Source organism: Variovorax paradoxus (assembly GCF_902712855.1).
GTDB classification, from domain to species: Bacteria; Pseudomonadota; Gammaproteobacteria; order Burkholderiales; family Burkholderiaceae_C; genus Variovorax; species Variovorax paradoxus_Q.
In genome coordinates, this window is the sequence record NZ_LR743508.1 from 409,354 (window position 1) to 433,204 (window position 23,851).

A 23,851-nucleotide genomic window follows, 5' to 3' on the forward strand; every position below is an offset into this window, starting at 1 on the left:
TGGTCCCCGGTTCAGGCGATGGCCGACATGCCGAGGATCTCGCGCCCGACGATCAGCGTCTGTACTTCGGTGGTGCCTTCGGGGATGGTCCCGCCGCGCGTGTCGCGGAAGATGCGCTCGATCGGATAGTCGGTGGAATAGCCCAGGCCGCCGTGCACCTGCAGCGCCATGCTGGCCACCTCGTGCGCAGCCTCGGTGGCATACAGCTTGGCGATCGAGCAGGCCATGCGCGCGTCGTGCGCCGAGTCGAGCGCGGCAGCCGCGCGCAGGCCCAGCGCGCGTGCGGCTTCCACGCGCACCGTCATGTCGACGATGAGCTTCTGCACCAGCTGGAAGCTGCCGATCGGCTTACCGAACTGGGTGCGCGTGCGCGCGTAGTCGATCGACAGGTCGAGCGCCGACTGCGCCGCGCCGACCGCGCCCATCGCGATGTTCACGCGCGCGCTGTCCAGGCCCACCAGCATGCGCTTGAGCGCGCTGCCCTCCTCGCCGATGAGGTTGGCGCGCGGCACCTTCACGTTGTCGAAGTTCAGCTCGGCCGTGCCGGTGCTGCGCAGCACCATGGTGTCGACGCGGCGCACCTCGTAGGGCGACTCCTCGCGCTCGACCAGGAAGGTCGACAGCTGGCCCTGGCAGTCGGCGCTGTAGGTGCGCGCCACGACGATGCCGAAGTCGGCGAAGGCGCCATTGGTGATCCAGAGCTTGCGGCCATTGAGCACGTAGTGGTCGTCCTTCAGGTCCGCACGGGTCTGGATCTGCGCGATGTTCGAGCCGGTGCCCGGCTCGCTGATGGCGGTGAAGCAGCGGCGCTGCGAGGCCAGCAGCGGCTTCAGGAAGCGCTCCTTCTGCGCCGGCGTGCCTTCGGCCGCGATCTTGTGGATCGGCCCGTTGGTGATGTTGAGCATGGTGCGCAGCGACAGCCACGCGTAGCCGGCCTCCTCCATCAGCATCGCCCAGGTGAGCTGGTCCATGCCCATGCCGCCTTCCTCTTCGGACAGCCGCCCGCCGATGTAGCCGAACTGCGCCAGTTCCTTCAGGATCTCGAAAGGAAAGCTGCGCTCGACGTCGTGCTTCGCGATCAGCGGCGCCACTTCGCTCTTCATGAAGCGGCGAATGCTGTCGCGCAACAGCGCCTGGTCGGCGTCAAGGGTGAAACTCATCTGGCTGTCTCCTGAGGTTGGATGGAAAAGGGGCGCGCTGCGCCCGTGCGCCACGTGGGCTACGTGGTGCCGGGCTCCCTGGCGTTGCGTGGACGAAAGACGAGGGCCTGCACTTCCTGCAGGGCCGCGAGAAAGGGTTCGCGCTGCTGGCGCAGCCGGTCGGTGGGGCCGGCCACGGACAGGGCCATGGGCTCGCCGCCCACGTAGCCCGCCACGGCGAGCGCGGAGAGGCCGTCGCCGCCCTCGTTCTCGACCCAGATCCAGCCCTGCGCGCGCGCCTGCGCGACCTGCGCCTCGAGCGCGTCGAGGTCGACGATGGTGCCTTCGGCGATCTTGCGCAGCGGCTTCAGCCGCAGCTGCCGCGCCGCCTCTTCGGGCGTGCCGAGCGCGAGCACCGCCTTGCCGAGCGCCGACACGTGCAGGCTGAGCTTGTCGCCCACGTTCTGCATGTAGCGCAGCGGGTGCCGGCCCTCGGTGAAGGCCAGCACCTTCACCACGCCGCCCTCGACGCGGCCGCACAGCCCGGTCTCGCCGGTCTTGTCGCGCAGCAGTTCGGCGGCCTCGGACGCCACGGCGTAGAGCGGGTCGCTCGACGAGATCTCGCGGGCCACCGACAGCAGCCGCGCCGTGGGATAGAAGCGCCGGCTGCGCGCGGTGCGCAGCAGGTAGCCGAGCTCGTGCAGCGTGTGCAGCAGGTCGGAGCAGCTGCTCTCGGGCAGGTCCATCAGCCGCGCGAGGTCGGAGTTGGAGAGCTCGCGCTTTTCTCGGGCGAACAGTTCCAGCAAGGACATGGTGCGGGCGGCGGCGGGGACGAGTGTGGGCATATTTCCTCCGATATTTCGTAGACAAGCACGAATATTAGCGGAGCAAGAGGCAGATCTATTCATTCCTGGATTGGAGTATCCGGTGACGCCATGATCGAATCATCGGCAAATCTCCTCTTGTTTTTCTACGAATGGTCGAAGTATATTGCGATTACTCGTAGATAAACGAGGCCGAAAACCAACTGGAGACATGCATGGACAAGTTCTGGAAGAAGGCGCTCGCCGGGCTGTGCGCGGCCGCGGCGGCCGCCGCGACGCTGGGAGCCGCGCATGCGGCGAACGACACCTGGCCGAACCGGCCGATCACCTTCGTCGTGCCGTTCACGCCCGGCGGCATCACCGACAACACCTCGCGCGTGCTGGCGAAGATCGTGGGCGACAAGCTCGGACAGCCGGTGGTGGTGGACAACCGGCCCGGCGCCGGCGGCTCGATCGGCGTGGAGGCGGCATCGCGCCAGCCGCCGGACGGCTACACCATGATCTACGGCACCCAGGGCACGCAGGCCGCGAACCTGGCGCTCTACAAGAACATCCGCTACGACCCGGTGAAGGACTTCGTGCCGGTGCACGCGATGTCCGAGACGCCGCTGATCCTGGTGGTCAACCCGTCGCGGCCGTTCAAGACGGTGCCGGAGCTGATCGCCTATGCGAAGGCCAACCCGGGCAAGCTCAACTTCGGCTCGGCCGGGCCGGGCACCGGCACGCACCTGACGGCCGAGCTGTTCCAGGTGGCCACAGGCACCAAGATGACCCACGTGCCCTACAAGGGCAGCAGCCCTGCGCTCACCGACCTCATGGCCGGCAACCTCGACCTGATGTTCGACTACCCGGTGGTGGTGATGCCGTTCGTGAAGGCCGGCAAGCTCAAGCCGCTGGCCGTCACCGGCAAGACCCGGCTGACCATCGCCCCCGAGATCCCGAGCGTGAGCGAGCTCGGCTTCCCCAAGGCCGAGTCCACCGCATGGAGCGCGGTGTTCGTGCCCGCGAAGACGCCGCCCGACATCGTGAAGCGCCTGGGCGATGCCATCGCGCTGGCCATCGCGGACCCCGAGATGCAGCAGGTCACCGAGAAGTTCGGCAGCGTGCCGCTGAAGGACCTGCGCGACGCCAGGCTGGGCGATTTCGTCAAGACCGAGATGGTCCGCTGGCGCGAGGTCGTCCAGGAATCCGGCGCCAAGCTGGAGTGAGTTTCCGTTTTTTTCTTCACCAGACCCATGACCCAAGACCTGACCCGGATGACGCCCCAGCGGCCATCCCTCTACCGGCTGGCGGCCGACGGCCGCTCGCTCGACTTCCTCTTCGCGCAGTGCCCTGCCTGCCATGCGCTGAGCTTTCCCGCCAATGCGCCGGGCTGCATGCACTGCGGCCACCCGGCCGGCGATAACGCACCGGTCGCGCGGCCCGGCGGCGGCACGCTGCTGGAATACGTGACCCTGCACGTGCCGCTGGTGCCGGGCATGCCGGCACCGAGCATCGCGGGCGACATCCGCATCGCGCCGCAGGTGGTCGAGGAAGGCGTGATCGCGGTGAACGACGAAGGCATGCTGAGCCCCGGCATGGCGCTGCGCGCGGTCGCGGTGCCGCTGGCCGGAGGCGAGCGCTACGGTTGCGCGTTCGTGCCCGAGCAGGAGGCCGCGCGATGACCGGCAACTGGATCGACGGCAACGGCGGCGTCTACGTCGCGGGCATCGGGCTGCATCCCTACCAGTTCCCGAGCGAGACGCCCTACACCCACCTGGGCCTGGCGGCGGTGCGCGGCGCGCTGGCCGACGCGGGCCTCGACTGGAAGCAGGTTCAGTCCGCGTTCGTCGGCACCACGTCCATCGGCATGGCGGCGGGCCGCGTCATGTTCCGGCACTTGGGCTCGACCGGCCTGTCGGTCACGCAGGTGGAGAACGCGTCGGCCTCGGGCTCGTTCGCGTTCCGCCAGGCCTGCATGGAGGTGTCGGGCGGCATCAGCGACGTGGTGCTTGCCATGGGCGTGGACAAGCACGGCGACGGCCGACGCGCCGCCAACAAGGACGGGCTCGAACGCCTGAGCGACACCGCCACCATTCCCGCGGTCAAGTTCGCGCTGATGGCACGCAGCTACCTGCGCGAGCGCGGCGCCGGCATCGAAGCAATGGCCGGCGTGGCGGTGAAGAACCACGGCAATGCCGCGCGCAACCCGTACGCGCAGTTCCGCAAGCCGCGCACGCTCGAGCAGGTGCTGGCCTCGCCGAAGGTGGCGGGCGACCTCACGGTGCAGCAGTGCTGCCCGCGCGGCGACGGCGCGGCGGCGGTGCTGCTGGTGTCGGGCCGCGCGCTGCAGCGGCTCGGCCTCGACCCGAAGCGCTGCGTGCGCGTGCGCGCGTCCTTCGCCAACAGCGAGCGCGACGAAACGGTGTACGGCGAAGGGCCGATCGACCTCGTGCGCAGCAGCGCGCAGGGCGCACTCGCGCAGGCCGGCATCGCCGCCACGCAACTCGACCTGCTCGAGCTGCACGACGCCTTCTCGGTCGAGGAGCTGCTCTACAGCGAGGCCATCGGCGTGTGTGCGCCGGGCGAAGGCGCGGCCTACCTGGCGCGCGGCGACTCGCAGATCGGCGGGCGCTGCGCGATCAACGCCTCGGGCGGGCTGATCGGCATGGGCCACCCGCTCGGGCCGACCGGCATCGGGCAGATCGCCGAGATCACGCGGCAGATCCGCGGCGAGGCCGAAGGCCGCCAGCACCCCGGCGCGCGCTGGGGCATGGCCCACATGATCGGCCTCGGCTCGGTGGGCATCGCGCACGTGCTGTCGGCGGTACAGGCCTGAACGCAAGCAACGAAAGAAAGACCCCTCCATGACCGCATCCCCTCCCACGCTCGACACGCTGCTGTACGAGGTGCGCGACAACGTCGCCATCGTCACGCTCAACCGCCCCGACCGCATGAACACGCTCGGCGGTTCGATGAAGCCCGACCTCGCGCGCGCCTTCTTCGAGCATGCGCGCGCCGACGATCGCGTGCGCGCCGTGCTCGTCACCGGCAGCGGCGACCGCGCCTTCTGCGCGGGCGCCGACATCAAGGAGCGCGCCGGCAGCCAGGCCGCCGGCACCGACTACTTCGTGGCGCAGAAGGCCACGCACGACCTGTTCCGCAACATCGAGGAATTCGAGAAGCCGGTGATCGCCGCCATCAACGGCGTGGCGCTCGGCGGCGGACTGGAGATCGCGCTGTGTTGCGACATCCGCATCGCCGCCGATAGCGCGCGCTTCGGCCTGCCCGAGATCAAGCTCGGCGTGATTCCCGCGGCGGGCGGCACGCAGCGACTGCCTCGGCTGATCGGCGAGGCGCGCGCGAAGGAACTGATCCTGACCGCCGACCTGGTCGACGCCGACACCGCGCTGCGCTACGGCATCGTGAGCCGCGTGGTGCCGCAGGCCGAGCTGATGACGCAGTCCTTCGCGCTCGCGCAGCGCATTGCGGAGCATCCGCCGCTGGCGGTGCGTTTCGCCAAGCGCGCCATCAACCGCGGCATGCAGACCGACCTCGACTCGGGCCTCGAGTACGAGCGCTATGCGGCCGCCATGATCATCGACAGCGAGGACCGCAAGGAAGGCATGCGGGCGTTCGTCGAGAAGCGCAAGCCGGTGTTCACCGGCCGCTGAAGCGGCTTCCCCATTCACTCTTCTTCAGAACGACCACCTCAAGGAACACACATGAAACTCGGATTGGAAGGCAAGGTCGCGCTCGTGACCGGCGGCGGACAGGGCGTGGGGCGCCAGATCTGCATCGAGCTCGCGGCCGAAGGCGCGCGCGTGATCGTCAACGACCTGTTCGCCGAACGCGCGCAGGCCGTGGCCGCGGAGATCGCCGCCTCGGGCGGCCAGGCGCTGGCGGCGCCTGCGGACATCACGCGCGCCGAAGAGGTCGAGGCCATGGTCGCCAAGGGCATGACGCACTTCGACGCGCCGGTGACGGTGCTGGTGAACAACGCCGGCATCATTCCCGAGCGCCGCGAGAAGGGCGGGCGCACGCCGCCCTTCCTCGACATGCCCACGGTGGACTGGGCCAAGATCGTCAACCTCAACGTCTACGGCACCATGAACTGCTGCCGCAGCGTGCTGCCGGGCATGGTCGAGCGCAAGAGCGGGCGCATCGTCAACATCATCTCGGAGGCCGGGCGCATCGGCGAAGCCAACATGGCGGTGTACTCGGGCGCCAAGGCCGCGATCGCGGGCTTCGGCAAGGCGCTGGCGCGCGAGCACGGCCGCCACGCCATCACGGTGAACTCGGTGGCGCTGGGCGCGGTCTCCCACGCAGGCATCAAGGACGGCCCGCTCAACATCCACGCGACGGTGGAGAACGACGAGCGGCTGGGCAAGATGCTGAACGTCTACCCGATCTCCAAGGGTGTGGGCCGGCTCTCGCGGCCCGAGGACATCTCGGGCCTGGTCGCGTTCCTCGCGTCCGACCGCTCGCTGTTCATCACGGGGCAGACGATCGGCGCGTCGGGCGGCTTCGCGATGGTGTAGGCGCGGGAACGGCCGCGGCCTGCGGCGCCATGCAGGAGGCGCCCAGCACGAGGTCGAGCCCGATGGTCACCTTGCGCGGCGCGGAAGCGGCCGCGGCCTTGCCGTCGAGCCGGTCGAGCATGAGGTGGGCCGCGGCCTGCGCGGCCTCGTCGATGTTGAAGCGCAGGGTGGTCAGCGCGGGATGCATGAGCGCGAAGGCGTCGTCGGTGCCGATGCCCACCACCGACAGGTCCTGCGGAATGCGACGGCCGGCGGCGCGCACGCTGCGCAGCGCGCCCGACAGCAGCCGCGTGCCGAGCGCGATCAATGCGGTGGGCGGGGCCGGCAGCTCGAGCATGCGGGCCATCTGCGCCTCCGACGACTGCACGGCCGAACTCAGCATGCAGACCAGCGCGTCGTCGAAGGGCAGGCCGTTGCGCGCCAGGCCGTCCTGATAGCCCAGCAGCTTCTCGCGGCCCGGCCGGATGGCCACGCTCGGGCCGAACATCGCGATGCGGCGGTGGCCGAGCGATGCGAGGTAGTCGACCGCCTTTGCCACGCCCTGGCGATGGTCCTGGTAGACCACGTCGCCGTCGCAGTCGACCTCGCGGTCGACGATGACCAGCGGCAGCTTGCAGCGCGCGTAGGGGTCGGCATCGCGTGGCAGTCCTTCCAGGCTCGGCGAGGCGATGATCCCTTCGAGCCGGCGGTTCTCGAACAGCGTGAGCAGTTCCTTCTCGCGCGCGGGCTGGTCGTAGGTGCTCGCGACCAGCAGCGAAAAACCCGCCGCCTGCATGCGGATCTCGACCGCGGCGAAGAAGGCCGACAGGAACGGGTTGGCCATGTTCGACACCATGAACCCGACCGCCTTGCTGCGTCCGGTCTTCAGGTGCCTGGCATTGAAGTTGGGCACATAGCCCGTGGCCTCGACCGCGCGCTCCACCCGGCGGCGCACATCCGCGCTGACGTAGCCGCTGTTGTTCAGCACCCGCGACACGCTCGCGATGGACGCGCCCGAGGCGGCCGCCACGTCGCGCAGCGACACCGACCTGCCCATTTCCGCCGATTCACCGCTCATTGTTTTCCCTTATGAAAACGTTCCATGGCTTGCCGCCGCCCAGGGCATCTCTTAGCCTCGGCTGCGTTATGAAAACGTTTCCATATTTTAGCGACCCGAAGCCGGCCAACGCACGCTTCGCGGGCCGCACGATGCTGGTGATCGGCGGCGGCCAGGCCGGCGGCGGTGCGGACGAACCCGTGGGCAACGGCCGCGCGATCTGTCTGCGGCTCGCGGCCGGCGGCGCGCGCGTGCTGTGCGCCGACCGCTCGGCCGAGGCGGCGTCGCATGTCGTGACCGACATCACCTCGCACGGCGGCATCGCCTTCGCGCTCACCGCCGACATCGCGCGGCCCGAAGACATCCGCGCCCTCTTCGACGGACTGGCGCAGCGCGGCATCGGCATCGACGGCCTCGTGCTGAACGCGGGCATCAGCGACCGCAAGCCGCTGCGCGACATCACGCCCGAAAGCTGGGACACGATCTTCGGCGTGAACCTGCGCGGCCACGCACTGTGCGCCCAGGCCGCGCTGCCGGCCATGAACAGCGGCGGCGCGATCGTCTTCGTGTCGTCGCTCGCTGCCGAGATGCCCGCGGGCCGCAACCCTGCCTACGAGAGCTCGAAGGCCGGGCTTTCGGCGCTGTGCCGCGCGACCGCGCTCGAAGCGCACCCGCAGGACATCCGCGCCAACATCGTGCGCGCCGGCCTGATCGACACGCCCATGGGGCGCGCGGCCAGCGCGGCACGCCCGGGCCGCGCTGCCGGCCCGCTGCCCTTCGGCCGCCAGGGCACGGCGTGGGACATCGCCAACGCCGTGTGCTTCCTGCTCTCGGACGAGGCCGCCTACGTCAATGCCACCGAACTGGCGGTCGACGGCGGGCTGCGCCACGGCATCGCGCGAGCGCCCGCGCACGGCGCCTGATTCGCTTCTGCATTCCTTCCCGCATTTCCGGAGACATTCCCTTGAACCGAAGAGCCCTCATCGCACTCGCGGCAGCCGCCGCATGCGCCACGCTGTGCGCACCCGCCGCCTGGTCGCAACCGGCCGCGGCGGCCTGGCCCGCCAAGCCGATCCGCCTCGTCGTCCCCTTCCCGCCCGGCGGCGCCGCCGACCTGTTCGCGCGGCTCATCGGCGCGGAGCTGGCGCAGTCGCTCGGCCAGCCGGTGATCGTCGACAACCGGCCCGGCGCGGGCGGCAACATCGGCGCGCGCGAAGTGGCCTCGGCCGCACCCGACGGCTACACGATGCTGCTGGGCACCGTCGGCACGCACGCGATCAACCCGACGCTGTACGGCAACCTGCCCTACGACACGCGCAAGGCCTTCACGCCGGTGGCCATGGTGGGCTCGGTGCCCAACGTGCTGGTGGTGAACCCGTCGCTGCCCGTGAAGTCGGTGGCCGAACTCACGGCGCTGGCCAAAAGCAAGCCCGGCAAGCTGAGCATGGGCTCGTCGGGCAACGGCAGCAGCATCCACCTGTCGGGCGAGCTCTACAAGCACCTCGCGAAGGTCAGCATCCTGCACGTGCCGTACCGCGGCGGCGCGGCGGCGCTCACCGACCTGATCGGCGGGCAGATCGACCTGATGTTCGACAACCTGCCGACCTCGCTGCCGCACATCGCCAAGGGCTCGCTGCGCGCGCTCGCGGTGACCGGCACGAAGCGCTCGCCGTCGCTGCCCGACGTGCCGACTATGGCGGAGGCTGGCGTGCGGGGCTACGAATCGACGGCGTGGTCCGGCCTGTTCGTGCCGGCCGGCGTGCCCGCGGCGGTGACGCAGCGGCTGCACGACGAGGTGGAGAAGGCGCTGCGCACCGACAAGGTGAAGGCGCGCTACCGCGACCTGGGCGCCGACGCGCCCGAGATGGCGCAGCCCGCATTCGACGCCTTCGTGCGCAAGGAATACGACAAGTGGGCCGAGATCGTTCGCGTGTCCGGCGCCAAGGCCGAGTGAGGCGCCAGGAACACCCATGCGTCCCATCGATTTCCTGCTGCGCAGCGCGCGGCGCCATCCCGACAAGATCGCCGTCTCAGGCCCCGAGGGCGAGATCGGCTATGCCGAACTGCTCGCGCGCACCGAAGCGCTGGCCACCGCCTTCCAGGCGCTGGTGCCCGACCCGCGCGGGCGCATTGCGATCTGCGCGGGCAACCACATATCGCACGTCGTCGCGCTGTTCGCCACGCTGCTCGCGGGCCGCATCTGGGTGCCGCTGAATCCGCGCGCCGGCAAGGCCGAACTCGGCCGCATCGTCGAGTTCACCGAGGCCGCGCTGGTGGTGGCCGAAGCGGGTCTCGAAGACAAGGTGGCGGGCACGACGGCACGCCGCATCCGCTACGTGCCGCAGGATGCCGCGCATGCGGCGCAAGGCACCGTCTGCGAACTCGGCGCGCTCGTCGCCGAATACCGCGGCCGCAAGCCCGAGACCGTGCGCCACGACCTCGGCGAGACCCAGGCCATCAAGTTCACCGGCGGCACCACCGGCGCGCCCAAGGGCGTGATGCAGAGCTACCGCGCGTGGAACACCACCATCGTGTCGATCATGCATGCCATGCGGCTCGACGAGAACGAACGCTACCTGGCGGTGGCCTCGATCACGCACGGCACCTCGACCTTCCTGCTGCCGGTGCTCGGCTGCGGCGGCACGGTGCTGCTGCCGACCTCCACCCGGCCGCGCGACGTGCTCGACCAGCTCGAGCACGACCGCGTCACCGCGGTGTTCATGCCGCCCACGCTGATCTACAGCCTGCTCGAGGACGAGACCGCGCGCACGCGCGACTGGTCGGCGCTGCGCCACTTCGTGTACGCCGCCGCGCCGATGCGGCGCGACAAGATCCTGGAAGCGCAGCAGGTGTTCGGCCATGTGGAGACCGGCTACGGCCAGACCGAGGCGCCGGCCATCATCTCGTACATGCCGGTGCAGGACCTGGTCGACGCGCGCAACCTCGACTCGGTCGGCCGTGCCGCGCTGATGACGGAGATCGCGATCATGGATGCCGACGGCCGGCTGCTGCCCACCGGCGAGACCGGCGAGGTGGTGGTGCGCGGCGACCTGCTGATGTCAGGCTACTGGAAGCAGCCCGAGAAGACCGCCGAGACCTTCCACGACGGCTGGCTGCGCACCGGCGACGGCGGCTACCTGGATGAGCGCGGGTTCCTGTTCCTGAAGGACCGGGTGCGCGACATGATCATCACGGGCGGCTTCAACGTCTACCCGACCGACGTGGAGAACGCGCTCGGCCAGCACCCCGCGGTGTACGACTGCGCCGTGATCGGCATCGACGACGACAAGTGGGGCGAGGCGGTGCATGCCGCGGTGCAGCTGCGCGCAGGCGGGCAGGCCACGCAGGAGGAGCTCGTCGCCTGGGTTCGCGCGCGGCTCGACCCGGTGAAGACGCCGAAGGCCGTGCACTTCTTCGAGCAGCTGCCGCGCACCGCGAACGGCAAGGTCTCGAAGAAGGACGCGCGCGCGGACATCGTCCGGCGCATGCAGGAAACCCCCACGAAGACCACCCCATGACACCACAGCACACACAAGATGCCGCACCGCGCCACGCGCTGGTCACCGGCGGTTCCTCGGGCATCGGCCTGGCCATCTGCCACAACCTGATCGCAGCGGGCTGGGAGGTGGTGAACTTCGACATCCAGCCACCGCCCGACGGCAGCTCGGGCGAGTTCGTGCGCGTCGACATGGGCGACCGTGCCGCGCTGGCCGAAGCGCTGTCGCAGGTCACTGCGCGCCGCGCGCTCACCGGCCTGGTGAACAACGTGGCAGCGATCCGCCCCGCGCCCATCGAGGACACCTCGCTCGACGACTTCGACCTGCAGCTCGCTGTCACCGCGCGCGCCGCGCTGCAGTGCACGCAGGCCGTGCTGCCCGCGATGCGCGCGGCCGGGCACGGCCGCATCGTCAACATCACGAGCCGCGCGGCGCTGGGCAAGGAACTGCGCAGTGGCTATGCGGCCGCCAAGGGCGCGCTCAACGCGCTCACGCGCACCTGGGCGCTCGAACTGGCGCCGCAGGGCATCACGGTGAATGCGGTGGCGCCCGGCCCCATCGCCACCGCGGCCTTCAAGGCCGCGAACCCGGCCGACAGCCCGCGCACGCAGCGCATCGCGCAGGGCATCCCGGTGCAGCGCTTCGGCGAGCCCGCCGAGGTGGCGCACGCCGTGGGCGGCTTCATGCACCCGATGGCGTCGTTCATGACGGGCCAGGTGCTCTACGTGTGCGGCGGCATCACGGTCGGCCTCGCCGGCTGAACGATCGTCCGGAGCACGCATGCCCATCAAGACCGACATCGGCTACACCACGCCCGACACCATCTGGGTGCGCGGGCGCAACCTGTCCACCGAGATCCTCGGCAAGCTCGACTTCGTGGAGATGATCTGGCTGGTGACCTTCGGCCGCACGCCCGAGCCGCGCGAGAAGAACATGGTCAACCTGCTGCTGGTCACGGCCGCGGACCACGGGCTCACGCCCAGCGCCATCACGGCGCGGCTGACCTGGCTCGGCGCGCCCGAGTCGCTGCAGGGCGCGGTCGCGGCCGGGCTGCTGGGCGCGGGCAACAACTTCCTGGGCACCGTGCAGAACGTCAGCGAGATCCTGGTGCGCGAGGCCGCCTCGCTGGCGGACGACGCCGACGACGACACCGTGCGAGCGCGGGCGGCGCAGGTGGTGAGCGAGTACCGCGCGGCGCGCAGGTCGATTCCCGGCATCGGCCACCCGATCCATGTCGACGGCGATCCGCGCGTGCCGACGCTCATGGCGGTGTCGAAGGAAAACGGCTACTTCGGCCGGCACTGGCGCCTGGCGCTGGCCATCACCGAGGAGCTGCGCGAGCGCCATGGCCGGCACCTGCCGCTGAACGCGGCCGGCGCCAACGGCGCGGTGCTGGCCGACATGGGGCTCGACCCGCTGCTGGGCCGCGGCCTCGCGCTCATCGGGCGCGCCGCCGGGCTGGTGGCGCACGTGGTCGAGGAACGCTCGTCGCCGACGGGGCAGCAGGTCTGGGACCTGGTGCTGCGGCAGGACGCGCGCAACGTGCTGCCGCCCGAGCGCTGAAGAAGCGAAGCGCTCAGGCCTTGCGCCGGGGCGCGAGCTGGCCCGAGGGCGTCAGCAACGCGGGTTCGGTGTCGAGGTCGGCCGCGGCGGTCACGCGCCCGTCACGGTCGTGCTGCACCTCCAGGCGCCTCGCGCGCTGCCACAGCGACAGATTGCGCGGCTCGAGCAAGGAGTACTCGGCCAGCTGCGCCACCGTGCTGTCGTCGCCGCGTTCGGGCATCTGCTCGTCGCGGATCGCACGCCGGCGCGCCGGCGCGAGCAGCAGCATCCCTGCCAGGATGCCGAGCGCGCACAGCCCGTAGATGACGAGCAGGCCGTTGTCCTGCCGCACCTGCTCCACATGGAAGAAATGGCGCCAGGCGTACAAGGCCACGGCCGCCCAGAACAGCACCAGCAGCACCGGCCGCCCGACGCGCAGCCAGGCATAGGTGGCCACCGCGTTGGGCATGGACTTGTTGCGCATGAACGCGCTCAGCGGCACGCGCGCGGCGTCGAGCACCGGCGTTTCCTCCTGCGGTTCCGCCCACCCGCGCTGGCGCGGCGGAAGCGGGGCTTCGGCGCCTTGCGGGCGCTCATTCGTGTTCGATGGAACGGATAGCTGCTGCGGGTTTTTCATGGGCGACTCCTCGGTCGGGGCTGGTCCACCTGGCGCGCTTGCCCTTGCGCCGCAGGAGCGTGACCGGCAAGGCCACGACCGTGGTGAACATGTTGATCATCCAGAAGGCAAGCGGGTACCAGATGGTCCAGACGAGATAGCGCAGGATGTTGCGGTCGTAGTGGCGGTCGATCCACAGGCTGACGAACATCTGCAGCATGCAGGTGATGCCGAGCAGCATCCCGTGCCATTCGGGCCAGAAACCCACGTACTGCCACTCGGGCGGCAGGAAGCGCCTCACCAGCGCGAGCACCAGCACGCAGAACATGGCGTAGGCCCACACCACGCTCGCGAGGTACTCTGCGAACACGGGCCACATCATGAAGTTGCGCGGCCTGATCACCTGCCCCGCATAGCGCAGCAGGGTCTGGATGCCGCCGGTGGCCCAGCGCTGGCGCTGGCGGTAGAGACCGCGCACGGTCTCGGGCATGAGGATCCAGCACAGCGCGCGCGGCTCGTAGCGCACGCGCCAGCCCTGCAGCTGCAGCTTCCAGCTGATGTCGATGTCCTCGGTCATGACGTCCGAGCTCCAGAACTGGACGTCGAGCAGCGCCCTGCGGCGGAACATCGACAGCACGCCCGACACCGTGAAGAGCCGCCCCGCCAGTTGCTGCGTGCGCTTGATGAGCCCGATGTTCGACGAGAACTCGCCGACCTGCATGCGCCCGAGCAGCGTGGTGCGCGTGCGGATGCGCGGGTTGCCGGTGACCGCGCCGACGCGCTCCGAATGCAGCAGGTGCGTGAGCATCCAGGCGATGGCGTCGGGGTCGACCAGCGCATCGCCGTCGACACCCAGGATGTACTCGCCGTTGGCCAGCACGGCCGCGGTGTTCAGCGCGACGGCCTTGCCCTGGTTGCGTGCATGGTGCACCACGCGCAGTGCGGCATGGCGTTCGGCCAGCGCGTCGAGCACCTCGCCGGTGTCGTCGCTGCTGCCATCGTTGATGGCGATCACCTCGTAGTTCGGATAGCGGCTGCGCATGAGCTGCTCGATCACCTCCTGCACCTGCGCGCCCTCGTTGAAGCAGGGCACGATCACGCTCACCAGCGGCATCTCGGGCAGCAGCGGCAGCGGGTCCATGCGCAGGTGGCGGCGGCGCTCGAACACCAGCGCGTGCGCGATGCCGCCGGCCATCCACACGTAAGCCGCGATGAAGGGGTAGTAGAAGACGTAGTCGAGCAGGGCCCGGACGACACCGGCGCCGAAGAAGTCGGGATTCATGCGGCGGCCCTCACGGCTTGGCAGGCGCCAGGGCCGGCGGGGTTTCGAGGCTGTCGACCTTGCCGCCGCGCAGGTTGACGCGCACCGAGAGGATGTCGCGCACCGTCACCAGCGGCGGCTGGCCTTCGAGGAAGTCGTCGGGGTAGATCGCGACATGGCGCGCGCCCAGCCGGTGCAGCAGGGTCCACTGGCCGGCGAGCGTGTCCTTGTCGATCATCTTTCCGCTGCGCCAGTCGCGCGCCTGCAGCTCGAACACCGTGCGCTCGATCCCGTGCGGCTGCGCGGCCACCTGCCGGTACAGCGCCTCGAGCCAGGCCTTCGGGTCGGCGGCCTGCTCCATGAACGGCATCGCCATCACCGCGGTGTAGTCGTAGGCCTGCAGCGACTGCGAGAGGCTCTGCGCGAACCACTCCTGCGACGCGGGCTCGAGCACCGGACGCGCGTAAAGGTTGCGCGCGGTCAGGATGCCCGGTTGCCATTCGCGGGCACGCTGCGCGAGCTCAAGCGTGAAGTCGGTGAGCTGCCGCGTCTTGAATTCGGTCCACCGCGCGCGCAGCGCCGGATCGCCGCGCAGCGTGCGAAGGTCGGCCGGCAGCCCCTGTGCCGCGAGCTGCGCAAGCGCGGCAGGGCTGGCGTCCTCGTCGTCGCTGTAGGTGGCGTCGTCGTGGAACAGCAGGCCGGCAACGGGCGCGTTCTTCGCGAGGTCTTCGTAGATGTCTCCGATGAGTGCGCGCACGCGCGCATCCGCCGGCGACAGGCGGTGGTAGCGCACCTGGTCGCGCGCGGCCGCCGACGCCGGCTCCATGTGCGTCACGCGCACGCCGGCCAGCGGGTTGTTCGCGGGCAGCTGGAACGCGAGCACCGGCATCCACGCGTAGACCTCCACGCCGGTGCGGGTGCGCAGTTGCCACGCGACGCGGTTGAACAGATCGGCGCGCATCGGCAGGTGCCGGTTGGGAAAGTACAGCGCGTCGGCCGCGCCGTCGCCGTCGGGGTCGGCAAAGGCCTGCAGGAACACCGCCGACGGCCCGACCGCCTGGACGCGGTCGAGCAGGCGCGAAAGATTGGCTTCCTGCTGCTGCGGATCGGGGTCGTACACGTTGTCGAGGTCGATGTGCATCGCGCGCTGCAGCACGCGCGGATCGGGCCGCGCGGGGGTGCGCAGCAGCGCGTATTCGGGCACTGCGATGTCGTACGTGGCCAGGCCGCGGCGGATGGTCTGCAATGGCACGTCGGGCGTGTTGGGGCCTTCGTCGAGCGTGAGCGTGATCGGCATGCCGGCGCGGTCGGCCGCGCGCAGCGCGGCCTTGTTGTAGGCGCCGTACGGCCACACCATGGCGCGCACGCGGGCACCGGTGCGCTGCTCGATCAGGCCCCGGCTGCGGCGCAGGTCGGCCTCGACGCGGGCGATCCACGCGGCATCGTCCTCGTAGCGCCCTGTGCTGCTGTCGTAGCGGTGCGTCACAGCCGCCGGCTGCAGGTTGCCCTGCGGGTTGCCTGGCACACCGGTGTGGATCGCATCGCCGTGGCTGGCGTACTCCACCAGGCCCGAGGCGGCCATCTCGCGCGCCTGCTCCCAGGTGATGAAAGCCTCGCGCCGCAGGGGCGTCTGCGCGCCGTAGCCGGCCACGATCTGCCCCGGCGGCACCTCGAGCCAGCCGGTGACCAGCGCCATGACCGCGGGGTAGTTGAACTGCTTCAGCAGCGGATAGACCTTGCTATAGAAGCTCTCGTAGCCGTCGTCGAAGCTCAGCAGCACCGCGCGCGCAGGCAGCGGCTTGCCGCCGGCGCGGGCATCCACGATCTGCTGCAGGCTCACCGGGTGGTAGCCGGCGCTGCGCAGCCACGAGAAGAAGTCGGCCACGGTGCGCTCGTCGAGCGCGGTGGGTTCGGGCTCGGCGACGAAGCTCTCCCGCACGTTGTGGCGGACGTCGTGCATCGCGATCGCGCGGAAGGTCTTGCCGTCGTCGGCATCGGGCGCGGGCAGCGCCTGCGCATGCGCGAGCACCGCGCAGAGGCCGAGCAGCGAGGCAGCGGCCATGCGCAGGAACGCGAGGAGATCTCTTTTGTTTTTCTTCATTGGAACGGCACCGACAGGTTGAGGTAGACGAAGCGGCGGCGTTCGCGCACGCCGTCGTAGGGATGGCTCGCGATGCCGAGGCCGTAGCTCAGCGTCGCGGAACGCCCGAACACCCATTCATGGCCGTAGCGCAGCGACCAGAGCGTGCCGCTGCCGAAGCCCTGCTGCCGGTAGCCGCCGGCCTCCACGCCGAACACGTGCGAGAAGCGTCGGTCGTCGCGCTTCCAGCCCAGGTACTTGCCGGTGAGCGCCACCTGCAGCGCGCTTTCGCTGCGCGGCGCGAAGTAGGCGGCGTCCTGCCGGGCGTAGCGCCCGGTCTCGCCGCTCAGCGTGCCTTCGAGCTGGAAGCGCGGGCCGCTCACGAGGCGCTCGCGCCAGCTCAGGCCGACCGCGTCGCGGCTGTTGCCGTCGCTGAAGTCCATGCGCTGCAGGCGCCCTTCGAAGGCGCGCGACTCGTTCACGACGTAGGTGCCGCCGAGCTCGAGCGATCGCGCGCCCACGCCGGTCAGCCGCGCCTTCCACGGCGTCTCCAGGCTGTTGGAATCGAAGCGCGCCGACAGGCGCCAGGCATCGCTGGCGCGGTAGTCGAGCCCGAGCGCGACGCCTGTGCGGTAGCGCCCCTTGTCGGCCTGGTGCAGCTCGGCGCTGGCCTGCCAGCGGCCCTGGAGGTATTCGACGCCGACGCCGCTGCGCGACAGCTCGGCATTGCCGATCGAGGTGTCGCCGCGCGCGAACACCTGCCGGAAGAACAGCCGCCAGCTGTCGTCCCACAGCGGCGACGACAGCTTCGCGTCGACGCGCCAGTCGCGGTCGGCCAGCACGCTGTTGCCATGTCCCTGGCCGGCATCGGCGTCGATGTCCAGCCGCGGCGCACGCAAGGTGTCGCGCTGGGTGACGGCATTGCGCACCGCGATGGATTCGGGCACCTCGGCCTGCAGGGTGTCCGTGAGTTCGCGGCCGGCGCGGATCTCGCCCGCATCGAACAGCGCGCCCGCATAGCCGGCGCGCGCAGCCACGTCCCACGGGTGGTCGGTGAGCGTCTCGCGGTAGCGCCCGAGCGCCTCGTCGGGCTTGTCGCGCAGCTTCATGGTTTCCGCGAGGCCCGAGCGGAAGCCGCTGTTGAGCGGCGCCAGCGATGTCAGGCCGCGGAAGCTGGCTTCGGCCTGCCACGGCCGCTCGGTGTAGAGCTGGTACAGGGCGCGCAGGTTGCGCACCTCGGCGTACTCGGGGTTGGCGCGGCCTTGCTCGGGCGTGAGGCGCAGCAGCGGCGGCGTGGCCGCCTCGAGCAGGCGCAGCAGCGCCTCGGCGTCCTCGAAGCGCGCGGTGTCGAGGTAGGCATACACCAGGCCGGTGTGGGCGTCGCTGGGCACCGGGATCGCTTCGCCGCCGGCGCGCAGCGCCTCCTCGTAGATCGGGGCCGCGAGGTCGGAACGGCGCTGCTGCTGATAGGCGCCCGCCACGTCGGACAGCGCGTAGTACGGCAGCGGTTCTTCCACATGCTGCGCTTGCCATTGCTCGTAACCCGCAGTGACCTCGGCGAAGCGGCCACGTGCGGAAAGGGCCAGCAGGTGGTCGGCGTACAGGCGCAGGTAGAGCGCATTCCAGCGCTGCCGCGGATCGTCGGACTCACCCGAGCCTTCGGCGCGATCCACGCGCCCGGCCTGGCCTGCGGCTTCGCTCAGCGCGGGCGCATACAGCGCAAGCAGTTCGTCGATGCGCTCGAAGCGGGCCGGGCCCTCGCCCGCCCGCTGGTCGCGTTCGCCGATGGCCCAGCGCAGCCGCTGGCCCATGGCCTGCTGGCGCAGGCTCGCGAGCTCGAAGTCGCTGAAGGTGCCGGGCGCGTCGCGCTGTACCGCTTCGGCCTGCGCCAGCGATTCGGTGAGTGCGCCCATGTTCTCGAGCGCGAAGGCGTTCTCGCGGCGCACGATGCGCTGCGTGGGCCTGAGCGCGGTCAGGCGCAACTGCAGGATGCGGTCGTCGGCGCGCCGCGCAGCGACGAAGGCGGACTCGAAGGCGTAGTCGGCGAGCCGGCCGGGCGGCACGGCGCGTGCCCAGCGCACGGCCTCCTGCGGCCGGTCGGCCTGAAGCGCCCAGACCACCGCATCGGACGCGATGCGCTCGCGCTGCGCGCCTGTTGCGGCCTGTCCGAACCAGCCGTCCATGTACGCCACGGCGTCGGCCGGCGTCACGCTTCCGGCACGTACCTGCACGACCAGCGCGTCATGCGCTTCAGTGCTGTAGCGCGCCTGCACGGCCATGGGGGACGGCTGAGGGGATGGCGTCCCGGCAACGGCGACGGGCGTTGCGGAAATCGGCGGACCCGACGCGGCCCGGGCCGCGGAAGGCGCAGCCAGCCACACGACGGCCGCCACGAGGGTCGTGGCCGAAGCGGTGAAGGTGAGTGCGTGCGGGGCGGTGGGCTGGGTAAGGTGGGGTGGGTGTGACAGCGTTTTTTTTCTCAAGGTCGGACAGATTGGTTTTATGGGTTCGACTGCTTATGTCTACAGACCATATCGCCCGACCCCACCCGCTGCATGTAGGAGAGCATCAAGAAAATGCTGCTGGACGTAAGCAGTCGTGAGTTATCTGCCTCGCGTTGAATCCAAAACGCAAGCCGCGCCGTACGCCCTTCAGGGGCGTACGGCGACATGCAGCGCTTCGCGAAACGCGCAAACACATTTGCTTGACGAATGAAATCTGCGCAACCGGATGTTGCGTTCGCGCAGCGGCAGTTGAAAACTTTCGGTGTCATGGCGGCTTGCGCGACCCCACCCCTGCCGCAACCCATTCCAAGCCCGCAAAGTGCGGCAGCCGCCCCCGTCGGGTTCGACCCGCCGGGCAAGGCGTCCGTTGCGCACGGCGAATCCGCGCCGGGCAAAATCCAGCCGCTTCATGCCGCCTCTTTCAACCGATCCGCCTGCAACTTCCGGGCCCCAGCCTCCGCCGCGCCGGCGTTTCCGCACGGCCGCCGCCTGGGCCGCCGCTATGGCGTTCGCGCTGCTGCTGATCGGCCTGGCGGCGCAGTGGGCCGCGACACGCGAGGCCAACTTCCAGGCCGACTCCATCCGCCGCGCCATGGAAGTGCACGTGCTCGGCCTGCGCGATTCGGCCGGCAAGTACAGCTACCTGCCGTTCACCGCGGGCGTGCACCCCGCGGTGCGCGCTGCGCTGGCGCATCCCGGCGACGCCGCCGTGAAGCAGCGCGCCAACCTCTACATCGAGGAGGTCAACCGCCAGGCGGGTTCCGACGCGCTGTACGTGAGCGACCTGCAGGGCCTGACGCTGGCGGCCAGCAACTGGGCCACGCTGCAGAGCTTCGTGGGCGAGTCGTATGCCAACCGGCCCTATTTCATCGATGCGCGCGCGGGCCGCGGCGGCATGTTCTACGGCGTGGGCCAGACCACGGGCGAGCCGGGGCTGTTCATCTCGGCGCCGATCCGCGACGATGAAGGCGCGGTACGTGGCGCGGTGCTGGGCGTGGTGACGGTCAAGGTCAGCCTGCGCCAGCTGCAGGAGGCCTGGACCTTCTCGCGCGATCCGATCCTGCTGGCCGACGCACGCGGCGTGGTGTTCCTGAGTTCCGTGCCGGAGTGGCTCTATGCCACACGGCGCCCGCTCGCGCCTGCCGAACTGGAGCGCGTGCGGCACGACCAGCAGTACGGCGCGCGTGCCGACTTCAGGACCCTGCCGTGGAAGGTGGAACGCGAGCAGGCGCAGGGCCTGCCCGGCTACCTGCTGCGCACCAGCCTCGGCGGCCAGCAGCGCCGCTTCCTCGCGGTCGACGAGCCCCTGCCCGACCTGGGCTGGACGCTCACCGTGATGGCCGACCATGCGGAAGTGACCCGCGCGCGCGAGCGCACCTGGATGCTCGGCCTGCTGCTGGCCGGCGTGCTGCTACTCGGCGGCCTCTACTGGCAGCTGCGCGAGCGGCGCTTCGCGGAGCAGCGAGACGCTCGGCGCGACCTCGAGCTGCGCGTGCGCGAACGCACCCACGCGCTCGACGAGGCCCACGCCTTCCGCAAGGCCATGGAAGATTCGCTGCTGGTGGGCATGCGCGCACGCGACCGACAGGGGCGCATCACCTACGTCAACCCGGCCTTCTGCGACATGACCGGCTACGGCGCCGGCGAACTGCTCGGCAAGCTGCCGCCCTACCCTTACTGGCACCCCGACGACGTGCCGCGCCACTGGCACCACTACGACGCCATGATGAGCGGGCAGCCGGCGCGCTCGGGCTTCGAGTCGCGCCTGCGGCACCGCGACGGCCGCGAGGTGATCACCATGGTCTACACCGCGCCGCTGATCGATGCCGACGGCGCGCACAGCGGCTGGATGAGCTCGGTGGTCGACATCACCGAGCAGAAGCGCGCCGAGCTGCGCCAGCGCCAGAACGACGAGCAGCTGCAGCACGCGCAGCGCCTGGCCAGCCTCGGCGAGATGGCGTCCACGCTGGCCCACGAACTCAACCAGCCGCTGATGGCGCTCAGCAACTACGCCAGCGCGGCCAAGGCCTTCGCAGAGCAGGGCAACCGGCAGTTGCTGGTCGACAGCCTCGACGAAACCATGGCGCAGGCCCAGCGCAGCGCCGAGATCGTGCGGCGCATCCGCGGCTTCGTGCGGCAGCGCACCGTGGGCACCGAGGACTGCGCGGTGTCGGCGCTGGTGACCAACGCGCTGGCGCTGCTGCAGGGCGAGATGCGCCAGCGGCAGGCGCGCGCCGAAGTGCGCGTGCCCGCCGCGCTCCCGCCGGTGCGCGGCGACCGCGTGCTGCTCGAGCAGGTGCTGCTGAACCTCGTGTCGAACAGCCTGCAGGCCATGCAGGCCACGCCGGTGGAGCAGCGCGTGGTCGAGATCGAGGCCGAACTGCTCGCCGGGCGCATGCAGATCCGCGTGGCCGACCGCGGGCCGGGCATCGACGACGCACTGGCCGAACAGGTGTTCGCGCCCTTCTTCACCACCAAGGCAGGCGGGCTCGGACTGGGCCTGAACATCTGCCGCACCATCGTCGAAGCGCACCGGGGCCGGCTCGGGTTTGCCAGCCGCGCCGGCGGTGGCACAGTTTTCACCCTCGAGCTCGAAATCTCCCCGCCATGAACGCTCCCGCCAACAACCTGTGCGTCGTGGACGACGACGAGGCCGTGCGCCGCTCGCTCGGCCTCCTGCTTCTGTCGCGCGGCTACGCGGTGCAGACCTTCGCCTCGGGCGAGGCCTTCCTGGCCGGCGCCGACCTGCAGCGCGCAGGCTGCGCGATCCTCGACCTGCGCATGGAAGGCGCGAGCGGCCTGCAGGTGTTCGACGCGCTGCGCGCGCAGGACAGCCCGCTGGTCGTCATCTTCCTCTCCGGCCACGGCGACATACCGATGGCCGTGGAGGCGGTGCAGAACGGCGCCTTCGGCTGGCTCGAGAAGCCCTGCAACGACGAGCGCCTGCTCGACACCATCGCGCGCGCGCTGGAGCGCGCCGGCGAGATCGCGGTGCGCCGCCAGGCCCGCCAGGCCGCGCAGGCGCTGTGGGACAAGCTCACCCCGCGCGAGATGCAGGTGGCCCGGCTGGTGGCCGAGGGAAAGCCCAACAAGCAGATCGCCCAGGAACTCGCGCCGCTGGAGCAGCGCACCGTGGAGACCCACCGGGCGCACGTGTTCGCCAAGCTGGGGCTGGCGAACAGCCATCAGCTGGACCGCTTCTTGCGAGAGCACGCGCTGTAGCGTGCTTTTGGCGGCTTTTGCCGCATGTTGGCGCCTCTCTTGCGATGGGGTGTAGGTCTTTCTAGGTATTTACCCTTGCGTACCGATACGTAGCCGCGTGGCGGACGGCTACGGACGACAGCGCGGCGCCGGCCGGACAGACTCGACGGCAAGACGACAAGGACTCCTCAATGACCACCTTCGCCAGCACCGCGGGCGCCGCCACGGCCGCCCCGGACACCGCCGACAACCACACGCCCTACACCTTCGAGGAGAAGCGCAAGCGCATCTTCGCGATCTTTGCCGCCTCCTCGGGCAATCTGGTGGAGTGGTTCGACTTCTACGTGTATGCGTTCTGCGCGATCTACTTCGCGCCGGCCTTCTTCCCCAAGTCGGACCCGACCGTGCAGCTGCTGAACACCGCCGGCGTGTTCGCCGCCGGCTTCCTGATGCGCCCGGTGGGCGGCTGGCTGTTCGGCCGGCTGGCCGACCGCAAGGGCCGCAAGACCTCGATGGTGGTCTCGGTCACGATGATGTGCGTGGGTTCGCTGATCATCGCGTGCCTGCCGACCTACGCGCAGATCGGCGCCGCCGCGCCCGCGCTGCTGCTGGCCGCACGCCTGCTGCAGGGCCTGTCGGTCGGCGGCGAATACGGCACCACCGCTACCTACATGAGCGAAGTGGCCATGCGCGGACAGCGCGGCTTCTTCTCGTCGTTCCAGTACGTCACGCTGATCGGCGGCCAGCTGCTGGCCGTGGTGGTCGTGGTGGTGCTGCAGCAGCTGCTCGACGACGCCGAACTCAAGAGCTGGGGCTGGCGCATTCCTTTCGTGCTGGGCGCCGTGGCGGCCGTGGTCGCGCTGATGCTGCGCCGCACGCTGACCGAGACGGCCAGCAACAAGACCCGCGCCGCCAAGGGCGCCGGCACCATGCGCGAGCTGTTCACCCACCACAAGCGCGCCTTCCTCGTGGTGCTCGGCTACACGGCCGGCGGCTCGCTGATCTTCTACACCTTCACCACGTACATGCAGAAGTACCTGGTGAACTCGGCCGGCATGTCGATCAAGACGGCCAGCAACGTGATGACGGCCTGCCTGTTCATCTACATGTGCATGCAGCCGGTGTTCGGCGCGCTGTCCGACCGCATCGGCCGCCGCAACAACATGCTGCTGTTCGGCGCGCTGGGCGCGCTGATGACGGTGCCGGTGCTGAGCAACCTGCAGAACGTGGGCAGCCCGCTGGTGGCCGGCGTGCTGATCACGCTGGCGCTCGCGGTGGTGAGCTTCTACACCTCGATCAGCGGCATCGTGAAGGCCGAGATGTTCCCGCCCGAAGTGCGCGCGCTCGGCGTGGGCCTGTCGTATGCGGTGGGCAACGCGATCTTCGGCGGCAGCGCGGAGTACGTGGCACTGGGCCTGAAGTCGGTCGGCCACGAGTCGTACTTCTACTGGTACGTGACCGGCATGATGGCCCTCGCGTTCCTCGTGAGCCTGCTGCTGCCGAAGCAGGCGAGCTACCTGCACCACGACAAGTAAGCGACCGCGCAGGCGCACTGCGCGACACCATCGGGAAACAGGCCGGGGCGACAAGCCACGGCCTGTTTTTTTGTTTGCGCGCCGGGACGAATCCCT

The 23,851-nt window shown here is 70.1% G+C and carries 20 protein-coding genes; 13 read left to right on the top strand and 7 right to left on the bottom strand.

Annotated elements, in window-relative coordinates; all coding sequences use genetic code 11:
* Positions 1-11: 11 nt before the first annotated feature.
* Together AACL56_RS28340 and AACL56_RS28345 are read right to left on the bottom strand one after the other, a co-directional pair.
* On the bottom strand, positions 12-1,160 hold the full coding sequence (locus AACL56_RS28340; RefSeq protein WP_339093328.1) for an acyl-CoA dehydrogenase family protein: 1,149 nt from the start codon (positions 1,158-1,160) through the stop codon (positions 12-14).
* Positions 1,161-1,219: 59 nt separating this feature from the next.
* On the bottom strand, positions 1,220-1,984 hold the full coding sequence (locus AACL56_RS28345) for an IclR family transcriptional regulator (RefSeq protein WP_339093329.1): 765 nt from the start codon (positions 1,982-1,984) through the stop codon (positions 1,220-1,222).
* Between the two features lie 194 nt (positions 1,985-2,178).
* Between AACL56_RS28345 and AACL56_RS28350 the strand changes: the two genes are divergently transcribed.
* From AACL56_RS28350 to AACL56_RS28370, 5 genes are read left to right on the top strand one after another with little or no spacing between them, the layout of a single operon-like run.
* Positions 2,179-3,171 (top strand): Bug family tripartite tricarboxylate transporter substrate binding protein, encoded by a 993-nt coding sequence (locus AACL56_RS28350; protein WP_339093330.1) that lies wholly within the window; start codon positions 2,179-2,181, stop codon positions 3,169-3,171.
* Positions 3,172-3,198: 27 nt separating this feature from the next.
* Positions 3,199-3,627, top strand: a complete 429-nt coding sequence (locus AACL56_RS28355; RefSeq protein ID WP_339093331.1) for a Zn-ribbon domain-containing OB-fold protein — start codon at positions 3,199-3,201, stop codon at positions 3,625-3,627.
* Complete coding sequence (locus tag AACL56_RS28360; protein WP_339093333.1) at positions 3,624-4,781, top strand: thiolase family protein; 1,158 nt, start codon at positions 3,624-3,626, stop codon at positions 4,779-4,781. Before AACL56_RS28355 ends, AACL56_RS28360 begins: the two co-directional genes overlap by 4 nt.
* Before the next feature lie 28 nt (positions 4,782-4,809).
* Positions 4,810-5,616: an enoyl-CoA hydratase/isomerase family protein gene (locus AACL56_RS28365; RefSeq protein WP_339093334.1), complete on the top strand. Its 807-nt coding sequence runs from the start codon at positions 4,810-4,812 to the stop codon at positions 5,614-5,616.
* 51 nt (positions 5,617-5,667) lie between these two features.
* Positions 5,668-6,483, top strand: a complete 816-nt coding sequence (locus AACL56_RS28370) for an SDR family NAD(P)-dependent oxidoreductase (protein WP_339093335.1) — start codon at positions 5,668-5,670, stop codon at positions 6,481-6,483.
* Here the strand turns inward: AACL56_RS28370 and AACL56_RS28375 are convergent.
* Positions 6,437-7,540, bottom strand: coding sequence for a substrate-binding domain-containing protein (locus tag AACL56_RS28375; protein ID WP_339093336.1), 1,104 nt, complete (start codon positions 7,538-7,540; stop codon positions 6,437-6,439). The two genes, AACL56_RS28370 and AACL56_RS28375, sit on opposite strands and share 47 nt — an antisense overlap.
* 68 nt (positions 7,541-7,608) lie before the next feature.
* On the opposite strand from AACL56_RS28375, the gene AACL56_RS28380 reads away from it, so the two are divergent.
* From AACL56_RS28380 to AACL56_RS28400, 5 genes are read left to right on the top strand one after another with little or no spacing between them, the layout of a single operon-like run.
* Positions 7,609-8,442 (top strand): SDR family NAD(P)-dependent oxidoreductase, encoded by an 834-nt coding sequence (locus AACL56_RS28380; RefSeq protein WP_339093337.1) that lies wholly within the window; start codon positions 7,609-7,611, stop codon positions 8,440-8,442.
* A gap of 41 nt (positions 8,443-8,483) precedes the next feature.
* Positions 8,484-9,473, top strand: coding sequence for a tripartite tricarboxylate transporter substrate binding protein (locus AACL56_RS28385; protein ID WP_339093338.1), 990 nt, complete (start codon positions 8,484-8,486; stop codon positions 9,471-9,473).
* Between the two features lie 16 nt (positions 9,474-9,489).
* Positions 9,490-11,037 carry a class I adenylate-forming enzyme family protein gene (locus AACL56_RS28390; RefSeq protein ID WP_339093340.1) on the top strand — a complete coding sequence of 516 codons (1,548 nt, stop codon included), beginning with the start codon at positions 9,490-9,492 and terminating at the stop codon, positions 11,035-11,037.
* Positions 11,034-11,777, top strand: a complete 744-nt coding sequence (locus tag AACL56_RS28395) for an SDR family oxidoreductase (protein ID WP_339093341.1) — start codon at positions 11,034-11,036, stop codon at positions 11,775-11,777. Before AACL56_RS28390 ends, AACL56_RS28395 begins: the two co-directional genes overlap by 4 nt.
* Positions 11,778-11,796: 19 nt before the next feature.
* Positions 11,797-12,579 (top strand): citryl-CoA lyase, encoded by a 783-nt coding sequence (locus AACL56_RS28400; protein WP_339093342.1) that lies wholly within the window; start codon positions 11,797-11,799, stop codon positions 12,577-12,579.
* A 13-nt stretch (positions 12,580-12,592) separates the two neighbouring features.
* On the opposite strand, the gene AACL56_RS28405 is transcribed toward AACL56_RS28400, so the two are convergent.
* From AACL56_RS28405 to pgaA, 4 genes are read right to left on the bottom strand one after another with little or no spacing between them, the layout of a single operon-like run.
* Positions 12,593-13,195: a poly-beta-1,6-N-acetyl-D-glucosamine biosynthesis protein PgaD gene (locus AACL56_RS28405; protein WP_339093343.1), complete on the bottom strand. Its 603-nt coding sequence runs from the start codon at positions 13,193-13,195 to the stop codon at positions 12,593-12,595.
* Positions 13,152-14,456 (bottom strand): poly-beta-1,6-N-acetyl-D-glucosamine synthase, encoded by a 1,305-nt coding sequence (gene pgaC / locus AACL56_RS28410; protein WP_339093344.1) that lies wholly within the window; start codon positions 14,454-14,456, stop codon positions 13,152-13,154. The genes AACL56_RS28405 and pgaC overlap by 44 nt, the downstream gene beginning before the upstream one ends.
* Before the next feature lie 10 nt (positions 14,457-14,466).
* Positions 14,467-16,536, bottom strand: a complete 2,070-nt coding sequence (gene pgaB, locus AACL56_RS28415) for a poly-beta-1,6-N-acetyl-D-glucosamine N-deacetylase PgaB (protein WP_339093345.1) — start codon at positions 16,534-16,536, stop codon at positions 14,467-14,469.
* Positions 16,533-18,794 carry a poly-beta-1,6 N-acetyl-D-glucosamine export porin PgaA gene (pgaA, locus tag AACL56_RS28420; RefSeq protein WP_339093346.1) on the bottom strand — a complete coding sequence of 754 codons (2,262 nt, stop codon included), beginning with the start codon at positions 18,792-18,794 and terminating at the stop codon, positions 16,533-16,535. The genes pgaB and pgaA overlap by 4 nt, the downstream gene beginning before the upstream one ends.
* A 634-nt stretch (positions 18,795-19,428) precedes the next feature.
* Between pgaA and AACL56_RS28425 the strand changes: the two genes are divergently transcribed.
* The 3 genes from AACL56_RS28425 (at position 19,429) to AACL56_RS28435 (ending at position 23,755) form a co-directional block, all read left to right on the top strand.
* Positions 19,429-21,630, top strand: coding sequence for a sensor histidine kinase (locus AACL56_RS28425; protein ID WP_339093347.1), 2,202 nt, complete (start codon positions 19,429-19,431; stop codon positions 21,628-21,630).
* A complete protein-coding gene (locus tag AACL56_RS28430; RefSeq protein ID WP_339093349.1) occupies positions 21,627-22,241 on the top strand; it encodes a response regulator transcription factor in 615 nt (204 codons plus the stop codon). The genes AACL56_RS28425 and AACL56_RS28430 overlap by 4 nt, the downstream gene beginning before the upstream one ends.
* Positions 22,242-22,411: 170 nt before the next feature.
* On the top strand, positions 22,412-23,755 hold the full coding sequence (locus AACL56_RS28435) for an MFS family transporter (protein WP_339093350.1): 1,344 nt from the start codon (positions 22,412-22,414) through the stop codon (positions 23,753-23,755).
* The last annotated feature ends 96 nt before the right edge of the window (positions 23,756-23,851 follow it).